The organism is Candidatus Pseudomonas auctus, assembly GCF_048654275.1.
Lineage (GTDB): Bacteria > Pseudomonadota > Gammaproteobacteria > Pseudomonadales > Pseudomonadaceae > Aquipseudomonas > Aquipseudomonas pharyngis.
On the sequence record NZ_JBJYZK010000004.1, the window covers coordinates 432,717 to 448,621 of the forward strand.

The 15,905-nt window shown below is 62.0% G+C and carries 17 protein-coding genes and 1 pseudogene; 14 read left to right on the forward strand and 4 right to left on the reverse strand.

What is annotated here, in order from left to right; genetic code table 11:
- Window positions 1–13: 13 nt before the first annotated feature.
- The 14 genes and pseudogenes from ACKUG4_RS10905 to ACKUG4_RS10970 form a co-directional block, all read left to right on the forward strand.
- Window positions 14–1,735, forward strand: coding sequence for a GspE/PulE family protein (locus tag ACKUG4_RS10905; protein ID WP_039769035.1), 1,722 nt, complete (start codon window positions 14–16; stop codon window positions 1,733–1,735).
- Entirely contained in the window at window positions 1,716–2,519 is an 804-nt protein-coding gene (locus tag ACKUG4_RS10910; RefSeq protein WP_445433980.1) for a hypothetical protein, read from the forward strand. The genes ACKUG4_RS10905 and ACKUG4_RS10910 overlap by 20 nt, the downstream gene beginning before the upstream one ends.
- A 1-nt stretch (window position 2,520) precedes the next feature.
- Window positions 2,521–3,066: a PilN domain-containing protein gene (locus ACKUG4_RS10915; protein WP_085648787.1), complete on the forward strand. Its 546-nt coding sequence runs from the start codon at window positions 2,521–2,523 to the stop codon at window positions 3,064–3,066.
- Entirely contained in the window at window positions 3,053–3,601 is a 549-nt protein-coding gene (locus ACKUG4_RS10920; RefSeq protein ID WP_074687733.1) for a GspMb/PilO family protein, read from the forward strand. Before ACKUG4_RS10915 ends, ACKUG4_RS10920 begins: the two co-directional genes overlap by 14 nt.
- Window positions 3,601–4,119, forward strand: a complete 519-nt coding sequence (locus ACKUG4_RS10925; protein WP_085648788.1) for a hypothetical protein — start codon at window positions 3,601–3,603, stop codon at window positions 4,117–4,119. Before ACKUG4_RS10920 ends, ACKUG4_RS10925 begins: the two co-directional genes overlap by 1 nt.
- Entirely contained in the window at window positions 4,116–5,963 is a 1,848-nt protein-coding gene (locus ACKUG4_RS10930; protein WP_443524949.1) for a secretin GspD/PilQ domain-containing protein, read from the forward strand. The genes ACKUG4_RS10925 and ACKUG4_RS10930 overlap by 4 nt, the downstream gene beginning before the upstream one ends.
- A 2-nt stretch (window positions 5,964–5,965) precedes the next feature.
- On the forward strand, window positions 5,966–6,439 hold the full coding sequence (locus ACKUG4_RS10935; RefSeq protein WP_064378909.1) for a type II secretion system protein: 474 nt from the start codon (window positions 5,966–5,968) through the stop codon (window positions 6,437–6,439).
- A gap of 5 nt (window positions 6,440–6,444) precedes the next feature.
- Entirely contained in the window at window positions 6,445–6,819 is a 375-nt protein-coding gene (locus tag ACKUG4_RS10940; protein WP_011333435.1) for a type II secretion system protein, read from the forward strand.
- Window positions 6,794–7,333: a type II secretion system protein gene (locus tag ACKUG4_RS10945; protein ID WP_064595165.1), complete on the forward strand. Its 540-nt coding sequence runs from the start codon at window positions 6,794–6,796 to the stop codon at window positions 7,331–7,333. Before ACKUG4_RS10940 ends, ACKUG4_RS10945 begins: the two co-directional genes overlap by 26 nt.
- Window positions 7,330–7,722 carry a curli production assembly/transport protein CsgE gene (gene csgE / locus ACKUG4_RS10950; protein WP_445433981.1) on the forward strand — a complete coding sequence of 131 codons (393 nt, stop codon included), beginning with the start codon at window positions 7,330–7,332 and terminating at the stop codon, window positions 7,720–7,722. The genes ACKUG4_RS10945 and csgE overlap by 4 nt, the downstream gene beginning before the upstream one ends.
- Window positions 7,719–8,150, forward strand: coding sequence for a curli assembly protein CsgF (locus tag ACKUG4_RS10955; protein ID WP_007956141.1), 432 nt, complete (start codon window positions 7,719–7,721; stop codon window positions 8,148–8,150). The genes csgE and ACKUG4_RS10955 overlap by 4 nt, the downstream gene beginning before the upstream one ends.
- 29 nt (window positions 8,151–8,179) lie before the next feature.
- The gene (locus ACKUG4_RS10960; RefSeq protein WP_064378912.1) at window positions 8,180–9,040 is read left to right on the forward strand and encodes a CsgG/HfaB family protein; all 861 of its coding nucleotides are present in this window, start codon (window positions 8,180–8,182) and stop codon (window positions 9,038–9,040) included.
- A gap of 983 nt (window positions 9,041–10,023) precedes the next feature.
- Window positions 10,024–10,404: a DUF6124 family protein gene (locus tag ACKUG4_RS10965; protein ID WP_064595171.1), complete on the forward strand. Its 381-nt coding sequence runs from the start codon at window positions 10,024–10,026 to the stop codon at window positions 10,402–10,404.
- Window positions 10,405–11,031: 627 nt separating this feature from the next.
- Window positions 11,032–11,118, forward strand: a pseudogene (locus tag ACKUG4_RS10970) (DUF6124 family protein); the annotation flags it as partial.
- Window positions 11,119–11,206: 88 nt separating this feature from the next.
- On the opposite strand, the gene relB reads toward ACKUG4_RS10970, so the two are convergent.
- The 4 genes from relB to ACKUG4_RS10990 form a co-directional block, all read right to left on the reverse strand.
- Window positions 11,207–11,401, reverse strand: coding sequence for a type II toxin-antitoxin system RelB family antitoxin (gene relB, locus ACKUG4_RS10975; protein ID WP_082934387.1), 195 nt, complete (start codon window positions 11,399–11,401; stop codon window positions 11,207–11,209).
- 233 nt (window positions 11,402–11,634) lie between these two features.
- Window positions 11,635–13,086, reverse strand: coding sequence for a curlin (locus ACKUG4_RS10980; protein ID WP_445433982.1), 1,452 nt, complete (start codon window positions 13,084–13,086; stop codon window positions 11,635–11,637).
- A 26-nt stretch (window positions 13,087–13,112) separates the two neighbouring features.
- Window positions 13,113–13,577, reverse strand: coding sequence for a curlin (locus ACKUG4_RS10985; RefSeq protein ID WP_007956150.1), 465 nt, complete (start codon window positions 13,575–13,577; stop codon window positions 13,113–13,115).
- A 69-nt stretch (window positions 13,578–13,646) separates the two neighbouring features.
- A complete protein-coding gene (locus ACKUG4_RS10990; RefSeq protein ID WP_445433983.1) occupies window positions 13,647–15,881 on the reverse strand; it encodes an Ig-like domain-containing protein in 2,235 nt (744 codons plus the stop codon).
- Window positions 15,882–15,905 lie beyond the last annotated feature (24 nt).

The window sequence follows — 15,905 nt, forward strand, 5'->3', positions numbered from 1 at the left end:
TGGAGAGCAAGCCATGGATCGTCTGTCCGTTGTCGTCGAACCGCTGTCGGTCAATCCTCCGCTGGAGGCCCAGACCCCGCCACGCTTTTCCAGTGAGCAACTGGCCCAGGCCCGGGCACGGGCCAGCACTTCCGGGGAACGGGTGCTCGATGCGCTGGCCGTGCTCTGTGAGCTGGCGCCGATGCCGTTCATTGCCAGCCTCGGCGCCACCCTGCATTACCCGGTGCTCGACACCGACACGCTGTTTCTGGCGACCCCGGTGTTCGACCGGGTCACCCTCGCGCAATGCCTCAAACGTGAATTCATCTTGCTGCGCCATAACGACGAAGTCATCGGCGTGTTCGCCGACCCCTTCGACACGTCGCGCCTGGCCTGGATCGACGAATGCCTGCACGGCGCGCCGCTGTACCTGGTGCACGCCGACGACCTCAAGGCCTATCTGGCCCGCCACGAAGAAAGCTTCCACGCGGTCGAATCGCTCAATGCCCAGGCTGACGCCGGCAGCGAGACCGACACCCTGCAAAGCCTGTCGCTGACCAGCATCAGCGAAGACTCGAGCGTGGTGGTGAAACTGGTCAACTCGACCCTCTACGACGCGCTGAAAATGCACGCCAGCGACATCCACCTCGGCACCACCGGCCAGGGGCTGGTGATCAAGTACCGGATCGACGGCGTGCTGAACAACATCGGCAAGATCCAGGGCAGCGAGTTCGCCGAACAGGTGATCTCGCGGGTCAAGGTCATGGCCGAACTGGACATCGGCGAAAAACGCGTGCCCCAGGACGGTCGCTTCAAGATCGGCATCAGCGGCCGGCAGATCGACTTCCGCGTTTCGATCATGCCCAGCATCTTCGGTGAAGACGCGGTGCTGCGGGTGCTGGACAAACAGGACCTGGCCGACAAGGTCTGCGGCGTGCAACTGCAAGCGCTGGGCTTTGAAGACGAAACCCTGCGCCAACTGCGTCGCCTCGCCGCCGAACCCTACGGCATGGTGCTGGTGACCGGCCCCACCGGCAGCGGCAAGACCACCACGCTGTACGCGATGATCACCGAGATCAACCACGGCGTGGACAAGATCATCACCATCGAAGACCCGGTGGAATATCAGCTGCCCGGCGTGCTGCAAATCCCGGTCAACGAGAAAAAAGGCCTGACCTTCGCCCGTGGCCTGCGCTCGATCCTGCGTCACGACCCGGACAAGATCATGGTCGGCGAGATCCGCGACCCGGACACCGCGCAGATCGCCGTGCAATCGGCGCTCACCGGTCACCTGGTGTTCACCACCATTCACGCCAACAACGTGTTTGATGTGATCGGCCGTTTTACCCAAATGGAAATCGACCCCTACAGCCTGGTCTCGGCGCTCAACGCGATTCTCGCCCAGCGCCTGATCCGGCTGGTGTGCAGCAGCTGCAGCACGCCGGTCAACCCGAGCGATGAAGAACTGCGCGCTTCGGGCCTCGATCCACAGAAAGTCGATCACTACCACTTCGTCCACGGCAAGGGCTGCGGCCATTGCCGGGGCAGCGGCTATCGCGGACGCACGGCGATTGCCGAGCTGCTGCACCTGGACGACGAACTGCGGCAGATGATCGTCGAGCGCCAACCCATCACCCAGATCAAAGCCCTGGCCTGCGCCCGTGGTTTGCGCCTGTTGCGCGAATCGGCGCTGGAGCTGGTGGAGCACGGTCGGACCACGCTGGAGGAGATCAATCGTGTCACTTTTATCGCGTGATCAATTTATCGCCGTGCTCGGCGCCAGCGGTGTCGGCCTCGGCCAGCGCCGGGGCAGCGACACCCGGTGGCTGGGCAGCGTCGGCTACATCGACGAAGGCTTTCAGAGCTACGCGGTTGCGCTGGACACCCTCGACCGTCTGCTCGGCGAACACACCCGTGCCGGTGCCGAGCTGAGCGTGGTGATCTCCGGCCACTTCAGCCGCTTCTGCCTGGTCCCATGGAGCGAGCAGATCAGCAGCCCTGACGAACTGCGCGGCTTCGCCCAACTGTGCTTCGAAGACCTGTTCGGCGCACCGACCCAACCGTGGAGCCTGGTGCTGTCGGCTGAGCCTGCCGGGCATGACCGGATCGCCAGTGCCTTGCCGCAGGATTTGCTGGAACGCCTGCGCACGCTGGTAAGCGGTCGCGGCCTGCGTCTGCGTTCGGTGCAGCCGTACCTGATGACCGCGTTCAACCGCTTCGACAAAAGCCTCGACGCCGGCGACTTCCTGTTCATCGTCGCCGAGCCGCAACGCAGCGTGTTGCTGCTGGCAAGGGAAGGGCGCTGGTCGTCGGTGCGTTCGGTGGGCGGCAGCGACAGCGACGCGGCACTCAGCGCGTTGATCGGTCGCGAACGGCAACTGCAAGCCTCCACCAGCGAACGCGCCTTCAACGTTTATCTGCATGCCCCGGCGCGCCTCGATGCGCAACCGAATGTGGCGGGGGTGCACCTGCGCACCCTCGAAGACGACTCGATGACCGTGCGTGACGCCTTGTACGTCATGTCCCGGGCGGTGGCCTGACATGCGTGCCTTGAACCTCGACTTCCAGCCACGTCCGCGTTCCGGCCCGTTGGGCTGGAGCCTGCTCGGCGGCGGTGTGTTGCTTGCGCTGGTGTGCTTCGGCGTGCAGCAGCACCTCGACGAGCAGGCCGAGCAGCAGCAAGGTCACTTGCAACACACCCAGCGTCAGCTCACCGGCGACAGCGGCAGCAAGACAACGCTGAGCCCGGCGGAAACCCGCGAGCAGGCGCAGAACCTCGCCGAAATGCGCAAGGTCTCGCAGCAACTGCGCCGGCCCTGGGAACGCCTGTTCGCCATGCTCGAAGCCATGCCGCGCGACGACATCGCCTTGCTGACCCTGACCCCGGATGCCCGCAAGGGCCAGGTGCGGATCAGCGCCGAAGCGCGGGATCTGCAAGCGATGCTGGATTTCCACAAACGGCTGGAGGCCAGTGACGAGCTGTCCGACGTGTCGCTGCTGAGCCACGAAATCGTCGTCAAATCGCCGGAGCAACCGGTGCAATTCAACCTGTCGGCGACCTGGGAGATAGGCGATGCGAATCCCTAGACTGATCGTTCACGAATACCTGCAAGGCCTCGGCGTTCCGGGCCTCGCCGGTCTGGCGCTGCTGCTGGTCACGCTGGCCTGGGCACTCGGCGGTTTGCTGCCGGGCTGGCAATCGCTGCAACAACTCAGCCAGCAAACCCGGGAAGCCACCGAATACCTGGCCAAGGTCGAGGACGGCAGCATCGCGCCGCCGGTGGTGCCGCAACGTCAGCTCGATGATTTTCGTAACAAGCTGCCGGCCCAACCGCAAGCCACCGTCGCCATCGATCGCATCTACGCCCTGGCCGCGCAGGAACACATCACCCTGGCGCGCGGCGAATACGCCCTCGGCGTCGATCCCAAGACCCATCTGGCGCGCTACCAGATCCTGTTGCCGGTGCGCGGCAGCTACCCGCAACTGCGCCGCTTCCTGCACGCCTTGCTCGGCCAGTTGCCGGCGGTGGTGGTGGAAGACGTCGAGTTTCAACGCAAGAAGATTGCCGACACCGACCTCAGCGGCCGGATCCGTATGACCCTCTATCTGTCGAGGTCGTGATGGACAGCAAACGCATAAGCGGCTGGTTGGCGTTCTTCGGCGTGGCGGCGGCGCTGGCCTGGTTGCCGGAATATTTCTCGCCAAGCGACGAAGCGGATTCGACCGAAGTCGCCGTGGCCAGCCCGACAAAATCCACCGCCCGTGGCGCCTTGCCCGCCAGCAGCGCCAAGGCGAATGCGGCGCCGATCAAGGACCTGAGCCCGGCCGGCGACCTGTTTGCGAGCAAATCCTGGAAGGCCGCGCCGACCCTGGCGACGGTCACCGAACAAGCGATCAACCCGACCCCGGTGGTGCAAGCCCCGAGCCTGCCACCGGTGCCGTTTCAGTTCGTCGGCAGGCTGCATGACCGCAGCGACCTGCAGGTGTTCTTGCAGGACGGCGAGAAAATCTACGTCGTGCGCAGCGGGGATGTGATCGACGACACCTGGAAGATTGCGGCGATTTCCGATGTGGAACTGAGCCTGGTCTACCTGCCTTTGCATTTGTCGCAGACCTTGTCTGTGGGGAGTACGCAATGAACAGATCCCGTTTGCTGATGAGCCTCGGCCTGTGTGCCGGGCTGGCCGCGTGCAGTTCCGCGCAGGTCGCCAACCAGGAGGCTTCCGACCTGATCGAGCAGGGCCAGTACGAGGCGGGCCTGGCCCGGATCGAGGAAGGCTTGCGGGAAAATCCGCGCGACACCGAGCTGCACCTGCTGCTCAACAGCGGCCGGGCCAAGGCGATCACCGCGCTGCTGACCTCCGGCGACACCGACCGCGCCCGCCGCGATTTCGCCTCGGCCCGCACCGCCTACAGCCGGGTGCTGACCATCGAGCCGAACAACCGCCGCGCCCAGGATGCCCTGCGCCAGCTCGACTACCTGCGCAGCATGGACGAGAAACTTGAGCTGGCCCGTGGCGACCTGCGCCGGGGAGACATCTACGGCGCCGACCGTCAGGTCAAACAGATCCTTGAACTCGACCCGAAAAACGACGGCGCGCTGGAGCTGCAAGGCAACATTCGTCTGGTGCAGAGCCGCAACGTGGTCCAGTACCCGCAACTGCGCACCCGGCTCGATCGCCCGGTGACCCTGGAATTTCGCGACGCCAACCTCAAGACCATTTTCGAAGTGCTGTCGCAGGTCGCCGGCCTCAATTTCATCTTCGACAAGGACCTGCGTCCGGACATGAAAGCCACGATCTTCGTGCGTGACGTGCGCATCGAAGACGCCGTGCAACTGCTGCTGCAACAGAACCAGCTGCACCAGAAAGTGGTGAACGAAAACACCTTGCTGATCTTTCCGGACTCGCCGCAGAAGCTGAAGGATTATCAAGAGCTGGTGATGCGCACCTTCTACCTGACCAGCATCGACGCCAACACCGCGCTGAACATGATCAAGACCATGCTCAAGACCCGTGACGTGTTCGTCGACGAACGCCTGAACACCCTGACCATGCGCGACACCGAAGACGCCGTGCGCATGGCCGAGAAGCTGCTGCAATCGCAAGACCAGTCCAACCCCGAAGTGGTGCTGGAAGTGGAAGTGATGGAAGTTGCCACCCAGCGCATTCTCGACTTGGGTCTGCAATGGCCGAACACTTTCGGTGTGATCAACAGCGACGGCACAGGGGTGTCCGTTCTCGATCAACTCAAGGGCATCAACTCCAGCCGGATTTCGATCTCGCCGTCGCCGCAAGCCAAGATCAATGCCCAGGACAACGACATCAACACCCTGGCCAGCCCGGTGATCCGCGTCAGCAACCGCGAACAGGCGCGCATCCACATCGGTCAGCGCGTGCCGATCATCAGCGCCACCTCGGTGCCGTCGACTCAGGGCCCGGTGATCACCGAAAGCGTCACCTACCTCGACGTCGGTCTGAAGCTCGAAGTGCAACCGACCGTGCACCTGAACAACGAAGTAGCAATCAAGATCGCCCTGGAAGTGAGTAACGCCACGCCGCTGGAGCCGACCCGCCAAGGGACGATCCCGGTGCAGGTCGACACCCGCAACGCCCAGACTTCGCTGCGTCTGCATGACGGCGAAACCCAGATCCTCGCCGGCCTGATGCGCAACGACCACGGCGCCACCGGCAACAAGATTCCGGGCCTCGGCGACATTCCGGGTCTGGGTCGGTTGTTCGGCAGCAACAAGGACACCATCGGCAAATCGGAACTGGTGCTCTCGATCACCCCACGGATCGTGCGCAACCTGCCGTACCAGAGCCCGTCGGACATGGAATTCCCCACCGGCACCGAAACCAGCATGCACATCCAGGCGCCGGATCGCTCGCAAAGCTACTCGATGCCAGCGCCTGCCGCGCAGCCTCGTGCAGTCGGTGAAGCGGCCGTGGCCACCACCCGTGTAACCGTCGAGAAGCCTTGATCATGAACGCCTCCCAGCGCGGTTTTACCTTGATCGAAGTCGTGGTGACGCTGGCCCTGATCGGCCTGCTGGCCGGCATGGCCGCGCCGCTGACCGAGACCCTGGTACGGCGTGGCAAAGAGCAGGAACTGCGCACCGCGCTGTATCAGATTCGCGATGGCATCGACGCCTACAAGCGTGCCTTCGATGCCGGCTACATCGAGAAATCCCTGAACAGCAGCGGCTATCCGCCGAACCTGAAAGTGCTGGTCGAAGGCGTGCGCGACGTGCGCAGTGCCAAGGGTGCGAAGTTCTACTTTCTGCGCCGGATACCGCGGGATCCGCTGGTGCCGGCTAAACGTGACGACAACGGCGGTTGGGGCCTGCGGGCCTACAACAGTTCGGCCCAGAACCCGCGCGATGGCGAAGACGTGTTCGACGTCTACTCCCTTGCCAGGGGCCGTGGCCTCAACGGCATCGCGTATCGCGAGTGGTGATTCTCATGCGCCGGGAAAAGGGTTTTACCTTGCTCGAGCTGATGGTGGTGATGGCGATCATCGCGACCCTGATGACCATCGCCTTGCCGCGCTACTTCAACAGCCTCGAGGCCTCCAAAGAGACCACGTTGCACCAGAGCCTGTCGGCCATGCGCGAGGCGCTGGATCACTACTACGGCGACACCGGGCGCTATCCCGATTCCATCGAGCAACTGGTGGAGATGCGTTACCTGCGCAACGCGCCGCTGGACCCGATCACCGAGCGCAATGACCAATGGGTGTTGATCGCACCGCCGGACGGTGTGGCGGGCGGCGTCGCCGACATCAAGAGCGGAGCTACCGGGAGGGCGCGTGATGGCAGCCAGTATTCCGAGTGGTAAGCACGTGGAGCAGGGTGGGTTCACCTACCTGGGCGTGCTGTTCCTGATCGTGATCATGGGCATGGGCCTGGCCAGTGCCGGCGAGTTGTGGTCGACCGCGTCGCGCCGCGATCGCGAGAAACAACTGCTGTGGGTCGGCACCCAGTACGCCCAGGCACTGCGCAGCTACTACCGCAGTTCGCCGGGCCTGGCGCAGTACCCGAAAGAGCTGGTCGACCTGCTGCAGGACGAACGTTTTCCGGACGCCCGCCACCACCTGCGTCAGCTCTATCCGGACCCGATCGGCGGCGGCGAATGGGCACTGCAACGGGGTTTCGACGGGCGTATCACCGGCATCAACAGTGCCTCCACCGAGGTGCCGTTGAAGCAGGCGGACTTCCCGTCGCAGTGGTCGGATTTCGAAGGCATGCAGCGTTATTCGGACTGGCAGTTCGTGGCCGAGAAAGCTTTTCTCGACGGCACCAACGGCCCGGCGAAGGGCCAGTCGGCATTGCCACAGGCGTTGCAGCCATGAGCCGCCGCGTGTGGTGCGCGTTGATCCTCGCGGCCGTGGCGTCTTTCGCCAGCGCCAGCGAAGAAGACGAAATGATGGGCTTCATCGTCGACGACACGATCTCGCACATCGGCCACGACTTTTACTACTCGTTCAGCGAACGCCTGCGCGACACCAGCCGGATGGATTTCAACCTGGTGGTGCGCGAGCGCCCCGACGCGCGCTGGGGGAGCCTGGTGACCGTCGAATATCAACAACGCCTGGTGTATCGGCGCTTCCTGCCGCCGAACACCGTGGAACTGAAGGACGAGGCCTACGCGGCCGCCGACTCGGTTCGACTGGAGGTCGTCCGGCGCAAGCTGGAAGCCTTGTTGCAGGACACCACCGACCTTGAGAAGGACGAACTATGAACACGACAACGTTCTCACGGCGCAGCGGATTCTGGATCTCGGGGTTGTTGATCGGGCTTGCCAGCGCCGCTGCCGTCCAGGCCACCGAACTGGTCTACACGCCGGTCAACCCGTCGTTCGGCGGCAACCCGCTCAACGGCACCTGGCTGCTCAACAACGCCCAGGCGCAAAACGACCACGACGATCCGGATCTCAAGAAGCGCTCGACGGTGGCCGGCACTTCGGCACTTGAACGCTTCACCAGTCAATTGCAGTCGCGGCTGCTGGGGCAACTGCTGGACAACATCTCCACCGGCAACACGGGGAGCCTGTCCACCGACGCTTTTATCGTCAACGTCGTTGATGACTCGGGGGCACTCACGATCGAGGTGACCGACCGGGCGAGCGGCGAAGTTTCCGAAATTCAGGTGAACGGCCTCAACCCATGACGGGATGACGGTTCCGGGGAGCGATGGACATGAAAAAAATAATTGCGCTAGGGCTGATGTTGGCAGCATTACAAGGGTGCAGTCTGCGCGAGCCGATGCCGGCCGAGCAGGACACCGATACCCCGACCCTGACCCCCAGGGCCTCGACCTACTACGACTTGCTGAAAATGCCGCGACCCAAAGGCCGGCTGATGGCGGTGGTGTACGGCTTCCGTGACCAGACCGGGCAGTACAAACCGACGCCGGCCAGCTCCTTTTCCACCAGCGTCACCCAGGGCGCGGCGTCGATGTTGATGGACGCCATGCAGGCCAGCGGCTGGTTTGTGGTGCTTGAGCGGGAAGGGCTGCAGAACCTGCTGACTGAACGCAAGATCATTCGCGCCTCGCAGAAAAAGCCAAATACGCCGGTGAACATCCAGGGTGAGCTGCCACCGTTGCAGGCGGCGAACATGATGCTCGAGGGCGGGATCATCGCTTACGACACCAACGTGCGTAGCGGTGGGGAAGGGGCGCGGTATCTGGGGATCGATCTGTCCCGTGAGTATCGGGTCGATCAGGTCACCGTCAACTTGCGCGCGGTGGATGTTCGCAGCGGGCAGGTGTTGGCGAATGTGATGACCAGCAAGACGATTTATTCGGTGGCGCGCAGTGCGGGGATTTTCAAGTTTATCGAGTTCAAGAAGTTGCTTGAGGCTGAGGTCGGGTATACGACCAATGAGCCGGCGCAGTTGTGTGTGTTGTCGGCGATTGAGGCGGCGGTGGGGCATATGGTGGCGCAGGGGATTGAGCGGCGGTTGTGGCAGGTGGCGGGGGATGCTTCTACGCCTTCGCAGGATGATGTTTTGAATCGGTACCTGACTCAGAACAAGATTGATCCGGATGCGGAGTGAACGTGGCGGCCTTTGGGCCGACCAGGTTCTGGCTGATGTATCCGGTTCAAATTGTGGGAGCCAGACAGCTGGCAATGGCTATTTTTCAGACGCGGGCGTTATTGCGAATGTACCCGGAACCGTGTGGGAGCTGGCTTGCCAGCGATGGTGTCCGGTCAGTCGATGGGGGGGGCTTTCTGGCTGGGTACATATCCATTTCTGCGGTAACGGCTGCTTAGGGTTTCGCCCTGACGGCGAGTCACCTTTTCCAAACGCCGAAAAGGTAACCCAAAAGGCTTTACCCTGACGTACGGCCCTCGCTGTGGCTCGGGTTCCTTCGCTCCGGGATTGATCCGGGGGCATCGCCTACGGTTTGCTTCGCTGCACCTCCTCTCGATGCATGCGGCTGCGCCGCACGGTCGCTGCGCTCCCACCCCCGGATCAATCCCTCCACTCAGCCTTCCGACGGGCCTTGCGATCAAAAGCGGTACTTGAGCTAACGCTCATCGTCTGGTTTGGTGAGCGCGCAAGGCTGTGTAGATGGGTTTGGTTTTGATTTTTTTGTTTTGAAAGCTTGAGTTCAGCTCGATGGTTCAGGTCGATGTAACTCGAATGAACAACTCGATCGGCGCCCTCTCCCTCCGGGAGAGGGCTGGGGTTAGGGCCAGCGTCCTAAAGTCTGTTTAAAAACGTGTCTGAATACACCGAACCTTCCCACAAGGTTTTCAGGTTGTCCGTCGGAAGCGCGGGCTCTAGCCTGTTTCGGTCGCTGCCAATTCAGCGATCGGGATTGGAAACCCCGACTAGAACCGAGCGCACAAGCGCTTTTCATAACGTATGCTTGCGCACCTTGAAAAGTGTGCACTCCGTTATGGCGGCTGTGCGCGGGAGACCTTCGGGTCAACCGGGTTCTCCGTTCCCCGGGTTTCCAGCCTGCGTACAGCTGCCACCCCTTCGTTCGGAAACCGAATGGGCCAGCTTCATTTCAGGATCGGAGACTCACCATGTTCAAACCAACACCCAACCCACCCGAAACCCAAGCCAACCCCGAAACCGACCCAACCTCCCCATACACCTCCGCCCACTCCAGAAAACTCCACGAAGCCGCCGAACGCGCCCTCGATCATTACCTCTGCCCCGGCGCCCACATCATGGGCAGCGTCAACGAACCCGCCCCGATGTACCTCGCCAACCCGGCCTACAACACCGAATCCCTGCTCGCCAACGCCAGCGAATCCCTGGGCTCGGCCAGCGAAATGCTCAACAACTTCGCCGCCACCCTCGACCCCGCCCATCGCAAGACCGCGCTGGGCATCGCGCAGATCCTCATGCTGGGTGAACTGGCCGTGAATCAAGCCTTGGATCACGTCGAGTTGAAAGTCTAATCAGCTCAGTATTCATAAATTGGCTGGTAATATTTTGCCTCCGAAGAAAAATCGCGCCTTCGAAGGAGGGCGCGATCTAAAGTCGGGCAGATTTTTTATTTATACAAGAAAACGCCCTGTTGGCATGGTTTCTCATTTCGAGCCTTTGTTTGTCCGAGTCGGGATTGTTCAGACTTTGCTGGGGCTCAATTCGGGGTTGCCTAATACAATAGCTTGATATTGCTCGGATCCGGGGGCGTAGCGCTGATCATATCGATTTTATCGTATGTAATAACTTCGTTTGCACCGCTTTTGTCTGTTGGCCTTTTAATTGTTGCGGAGTTTTGGTCTACCGAGACTAACTCTTCGTATCGATTAGTAGAGCCTGTAGGGAAGTCAAATTTCCCTGCAAGGTACACCTTGTTCCCCACCCCAATGCCGTTCAGTTTTTTTTGTGCTGAAGTGCTATCCATGGTGTCGATTCCAATCTGGAGGATGAGGACATACGGTAAATTTTTTAATGTTCAATGGAACCTGTCATAAATGACAGTGCATTAGAACTCTTCGAAATAAAGAATTGCTATCTGTTATGGTTTCATCACCTACGGTGACTTCTCTTTGGAAAGCGACGGGATGCCGGGTCTTTGCAAGACTGCTCCCGGCATCGCGCAGATTGTCATATTGGGTGAGTCGGCAGTGAATCAGGCGCTGGATCACATCGAGACTGAAATCTAAGCGTCCTTGCCACAGTTGATTAGGGCTACATAGAAAGAGCCGCGACTCCTTGAAAGGATCGCGGTTTTTTTATGAGACAGACTTGGAGCTATTGATCAGCTTCGTGTTTTCGACGTTTGGTTTGAAGCAGCGCATGTATCTCCGCCATCACCTCTTCATGCGGAACACTCGGCCGTGGATCATCAATTGAAGCTTTTATCTTGGCGCGGAACCAGAGGTCGTAGCGTGCGGCCCCTGGGTTATTTGCAAACTCTGAAGTAGGTGGGTAGTAGTGAAAGTACAAGGGGCCTCCGATTAATCGCCTGATAGCCAAAACGGAAGGCACAATGCGCTCACCGCAGGCTACGTTAATAGGTCCAAAGCCTAAACGTCACACGTCCGACGGCCAACCTGCAAAAGCAGTCAGACAATTCCGCTATTCTTTGCGAAATTTCGCAACTGTTTCACAACAAACTAAACGCACAAAAAGCCGCGATCCCCTTCTTCAAAGAACCGCGGTTTCTTAACACCCAACCCTTACTGCTGCAAAACCGTCGCCTGGTTAGCCGACCCAAACTGCTGAATCGTCGCGGTCTGCGTCATCCCGCTCTGATCCACGTTCGCAATGTTCCCGGTCCCGCCCTGGGTTACATACGCCACGTTCATGGTGTCCGCCTGTTTGACGGTGATCATGTTGTCGCTGCCATACAGCTGCGCGGTGTAGGCCTGGTTGCCGGTGCCGGATTGATCGAATTCGGCGCTGTTGCCCGAGCCGTTCGACGAGCCCTGAACCAGGTTGGTGGTGCCGCGCTGGTCGGCGATGAGGATGTTGTCGCTGCCGTTCTGATCGAAGTACAGCTCGTTGTAGGAATCAGCCTGGCTGACCGTGGTCTTGTTGCCGGTGCCGGTCTGGTGGGTGGTCATGACCTGGCCGATGCCGTCCTGTTTGAAGCTGGCGATGTTGCCGTTGCCGGCCTGGGTGACGGTGGCGCGCTGGCTGCTGCCGAATTGGCCACCCAGTTGCGGGCCTTTCCAGTTGCTGGCGTAGACCTTGTTGTCGTTGCCTACCGAGGTGGCGTTGAGGGTGTGGCTGTCGCCGTTCTGGTAGGTGAAATGCACGTTGCCGTTGCCGACCTGGTAGAGCGCCAGGGTCGAGTTGACCGATTCGAACTGGTCGGCATAGATGGCGTTGGTGTTGCCGACCTGGGTGACGGCGGCGGTGTTGTTTTCGCCGAAGCTTTGGTCGACCACGGTTTCGTTGCTGTCGCCGTACTGGTTGACGGTGGCCTGGCTGGCCAGTTGCGAGTCTTGCCAGATTTCGGTGCCGTTGAGGTTGCCGAACTGGTTGATGGTGATGTTGCCGCCGGTGCCGTTGCGCTGGTCGCCATAGGCGTAGTTGTTTTCGCCGGCCTGGTTGATGCCGATCTGGCCGCCGTTATGCAGCACCTGTTCGGCGGTGCCGTAGTTGGCGGTGCCGTACTGGGTGATCACCGAGCTGTTGCCGGTGCCTTCGTACAGTTGCTCGATGTTGGCTTCGTTGCTGTCGCCGAACTGGAAGGTCTTGCCTTCGCTGCCGTTCTGCGAGTCTTGATAGACGAACGAGAAGTTGCCGGTGCCTTGCTGTTGTTGCAGGGCCTGGTTGCCGGCGCCGAAGCCGAGAGACTGGCTGGCGTGGGCGGTGTTGAAGGCACCGGTCTGTTGTTGGGTGATGGTGCTGTTGTCTTCGAAAAGCTGTTCGGCGTAACCGGCGTTGTAGTCGCCGACCGCGTCCTGGGTGATGACGCTGGTGGCGGTGTCCTGCACGGCGGCGGCGTTGTTGCCCTGGCCCAGTTGGGTCTGGGTGGCGGTGCTGAACGGCGCCTGGGTCTGCTTCACATCAGCGATGTTGGCCGTACCGAACTGGCTCTGGGTGGAAAGGCTGTCGTCGGCCATGGCCTGGGCACTGATCATGACCAGGATGGCGGCGGTGAGGGGCGTCAGTTTGAACATGATGAACTCTCCGATGATTGCAGTGCTTAGCGATATTGCTTGACCGAAACGCTCATGCCGTTGCCCGACTGGGTCACGGCGCTTTGCAGCCCCGTGCCGGCCTGCTCGATGCTGGCGTCGTTGTTGTTGCCGTTTTGCGAAATCTGCGCACGGTTGTGGCTGCCGGTTTGCGTGATGGACGCGGCGTTGCCGGAACCGTTTTGCGTAATCAGTGCCATCAGGTCGCTGCCTTGTTGCAGGATGTACGCCTCCTGATTGCTGCCCGACTGCACGATCTTGCCCAGCAGCGACTGACCGTTCTGTGAAAGCAGGGCGAGGTTGACCTGGCCGTTCTGGTCGATCAGGGCTTGCTGGCCCACGGGGGGGGGCAGTTCGCCGAGATCGGCGCTGTTGGGCGCCAGGTCGTCGTTTTCCATCAGGTCGTCGGCGCGCACGCCCGCACTGACGCACAGGGCGAGCAGGCAAAGCAGGGCGGCGGTCGGCGTGTTCATGGCAAATATCCTGTGGGGCATTAACCGTTGAGCGTTGCCCCGCCTGCCCGAAAACAGGCGGGGCGTGGTTTACAACGTGTTCACCGAGATGGTGCGAACGGTGCCCTGGGACGAGCGGATGGTGGCGGTCGGGTTGGCCGAAGGCACCACGGTCGTGTTGTTCAGCGTCAGCCGCCAGCGTCCGGTTACCGGTACCGTGGTGGTGCCCAGCGTTACCAGCCCGGTCGGGGTGGTGACCTGCACGGTGATTGTGTTGCCGGTGGTCACCGACGAGGTGCCGGCGAAGTCCCAGTTGAAGCGGCCGCCGGAACGGGCCTGCACGGTCGAAGTGGTGATCGTGAAGGTTTCCGCTGCTGGCCGTGGCGACACTTGCACCGTGACCGTTGCCGGCGTCGACTGGGCGTTGAAGCTGTCCCGGGCGATGTAGGTGAAGGTCGTGGTGAAGGCCGTGGTCACGGTGGCCGGTGGGGTGTAGGTGATCACCGTGCCGTCGGTGCTGACCGTGCCGCGTCCTGCCGGCGGTTGGGTCAGGCTGGCGACGCCCAGCGGCGTGTTGCCTTCCGGATCGGTGTCGTTGGCCAGGACGTTGATCGGGATCGCGACACCCAGCGTGGCGACGCTGTCAGCGACGGCGGTCGGTGGCCGGTTAGGCGCGACGGTCACCGTCACGGTCGCCGGGTTGGCCGAGGCCAGGCCTTTGCTGTCTTGCGCCTTGTAGGTGAAGGTCGTGGTCAACGGTGTCGTCACCACGGCTGGCGGGGTGTAGACCACCGAGGTGGTGCCGCTCAGCGCGACGGTGCCTTGGCCGGCGGCCGGTTGAGTCAGCGCGGTGATGGTCAGCGGCACGTTGTTGTCCGGGTCGCTGTCGTTGGTCAGCAGGCTGAGGGTGATCGGCACGCCGAAGCTGGTGCTGCCGGTGTCGGCGTTGGCCAGCGGCGCCTGGTTCTCACCGGTGTCCGGTGCTGCACCGACCACCACAACTGGCTCGGTGTCGCTGCCGCCGGCGGCGGATTTCACCGTGACGGTGGCTGGAGGCTGAGTCAGGTCGGCGACGGTGATTTTTTGCAGCGTGCCGGTTTTCGACAGGCGTCCGTAGCCTTGGGCAACCATGTCCGGCACCGCGACTTCATCGGTCGAGGTGGCTTCGATCAGCAGGCTGTGGTTGGCCCAGCTGTAGCGGGCGGTCTGGATTTTCACCACGTCGGTGAGCTTGGCCGAAACGGCGGTCGGACGGGTGGTGCCGGCCGGGTTGGTCGCGGTCACGACCACCACCGACGGCAGGGTGCCGTTGCCCAGGCGCTGGCCGAAGAACAGCCCGTTGTTGTCACCCAGCAGACTGGTCTGGCACGGCGTCGGCGGTGGGCCGGGCAGCAGCGCCACGGTTTCGCGGAAGCACAGGGTCGAGCTGCTGTCAGCCTTGGCGAACACCTCGGCACGCACACCGGCCGAGGTACGGCGATAGGTGGCGCGGTCGATGGCGACTTGGGTTTGCTGACGATTGTCGAGGACCTTGCCGGCGACGGTGAACAGGTTGGTCTGAATCGAGCCTGCGCCCGACGGACCATCGATCCGCAGGAAGTTGGTGTTGAACGGGCTGCCGGTGACCGCTTCGGTGAGATTCGGGTCGCCGACGAAGGTTTCGACGCCGCCGGTGTCCGGGTTCACTTCGGTGTACGGGCCGTTGATGCTGCGCAGGAACGGGCCGAGAGCGCCGTTGAGCGCACCGCTGAAGTCGCCCGGCGCGCCAATGCCGATGTCTCTGGTGATGTTGATCGCCCGCCGGCCCGGTGTGGTGACGTTGACGGTTTCAACGCCGTACGGGTGGGTGATGGTGTAGGTGCCGGCCACCGGGACGTTCACCCGGATGCGGATTCGCGCGAAGCTTTGCTGATCGCCATCGACCGGATTTTCCGAGGCGAACGCCGCTTCGATGCCTGCGACGTAGGCGTCCACACCGAAACCGGCACCGTTGTTGGGGATCGCGGTTTCAGCCAGGAACCAGAAAGCTTCCGGTGGCCAGTTGTCGGGGAACACCATCGGCAGGCTGTCATCGAACACGCCAGGTTCCGGCAGCAGGGTGCACATGTACGCCGGCGGGGTGCTGGCCGGCACCCGGGAACTGGCGGCGCGCGACTGGCAAAGCTCCATCGACAGCTGATTGTTGTCCTGGTACCACATCGGGAATTTCCCGGTGGCGAAGGTGTAAGGGCCGGGATCGACGGCGGCCAGTTGCGCGAACGCACTGCCGGTCAGCGAGATTGTCAGCCCGAGCGCGTTGAGCGCGAAGCGTGGCCACTTGTTCATGATGCCTCCTGATGCGGATCTGGG

Excerpts from the sequence above, each read along its gene's own strand:
- ACKUG4_RS10905 (WP_039769035.1), top strand. The coding sequence starts at position 14 with ATGGATCGTCTGTCCGTTGTCGTCGAACCGCTGTCGGTCAATCCTCCG.
- ACKUG4_RS10915 (WP_085648787.1), top strand. The coding sequence starts at position 2,521 with ATGCGTGCCTTGAACCTCGACTTCCAGCCACGTCCGCGTTCCGGCCCG.
- ACKUG4_RS10920 (WP_074687733.1), top strand. The coding sequence starts at position 3,053 with ATGCGAATCCCTAGACTGATCGTTCACGAATACCTGCAAGGCCTCGGC.
- ACKUG4_RS10925 (WP_085648788.1), top strand. The coding sequence starts at position 3,601 with ATGGACAGCAAACGCATAAGCGGCTGGTTGGCGTTCTTCGGCGTGGCG.
- ACKUG4_RS10930 (WP_443524949.1), top strand. The coding sequence starts at position 4,116 with ATGAACAGATCCCGTTTGCTGATGAGCCTCGGCCTGTGTGCCGGGCTG.
- ACKUG4_RS10935 (WP_064378909.1), top strand. The coding sequence starts at position 5,966 with ATGAACGCCTCCCAGCGCGGTTTTACCTTGATCGAAGTCGTGGTGACG.
- ACKUG4_RS10940 (WP_011333435.1), top strand. The coding sequence starts at position 6,445 with ATGCGCCGGGAAAAGGGTTTTACCTTGCTCGAGCTGATGGTGGTGATG.
- ACKUG4_RS10945 (WP_064595165.1), top strand. The coding sequence starts at position 6,794 with ATGGCAGCCAGTATTCCGAGTGGTAAGCACGTGGAGCAGGGTGGGTTC.
- csgE (WP_445433981.1), top strand. The coding sequence starts at position 7,330 with ATGAGCCGCCGCGTGTGGTGCGCGTTGATCCTCGCGGCCGTGGCGTCT.
- ACKUG4_RS10955 (WP_007956141.1), top strand. The coding sequence starts at position 7,719 with ATGAACACGACAACGTTCTCACGGCGCAGCGGATTCTGGATCTCGGGG.
- ACKUG4_RS10960 (WP_064378912.1), top strand. The coding sequence starts at position 8,180 with ATGAAAAAAATAATTGCGCTAGGGCTGATGTTGGCAGCATTACAAGGG.
- ACKUG4_RS10965 (WP_064595171.1), top strand. The coding sequence starts at position 10,024 with ATGTTCAAACCAACACCCAACCCACCCGAAACCCAAGCCAACCCCGAA.
- ACKUG4_RS10980 (WP_445433982.1), bottom strand. The coding sequence starts at position 13,086 with ATGTTCAAACTGACGCCCCTCACCGCCGCCATCCTGGTCATGATCAGT.
- ACKUG4_RS10985 (WP_007956150.1), bottom strand. The coding sequence starts at position 13,577 with ATGAACACGCCGACCGCCGCCCTGCTTTGCCTGCTCGCCCTGTGCGTC.
- ACKUG4_RS10990 (WP_445433983.1), bottom strand. The coding sequence starts at position 15,881 with ATGAACAAGTGGCCACGCTTCGCGCTCAACGCGCTCGGGCTGACAATC.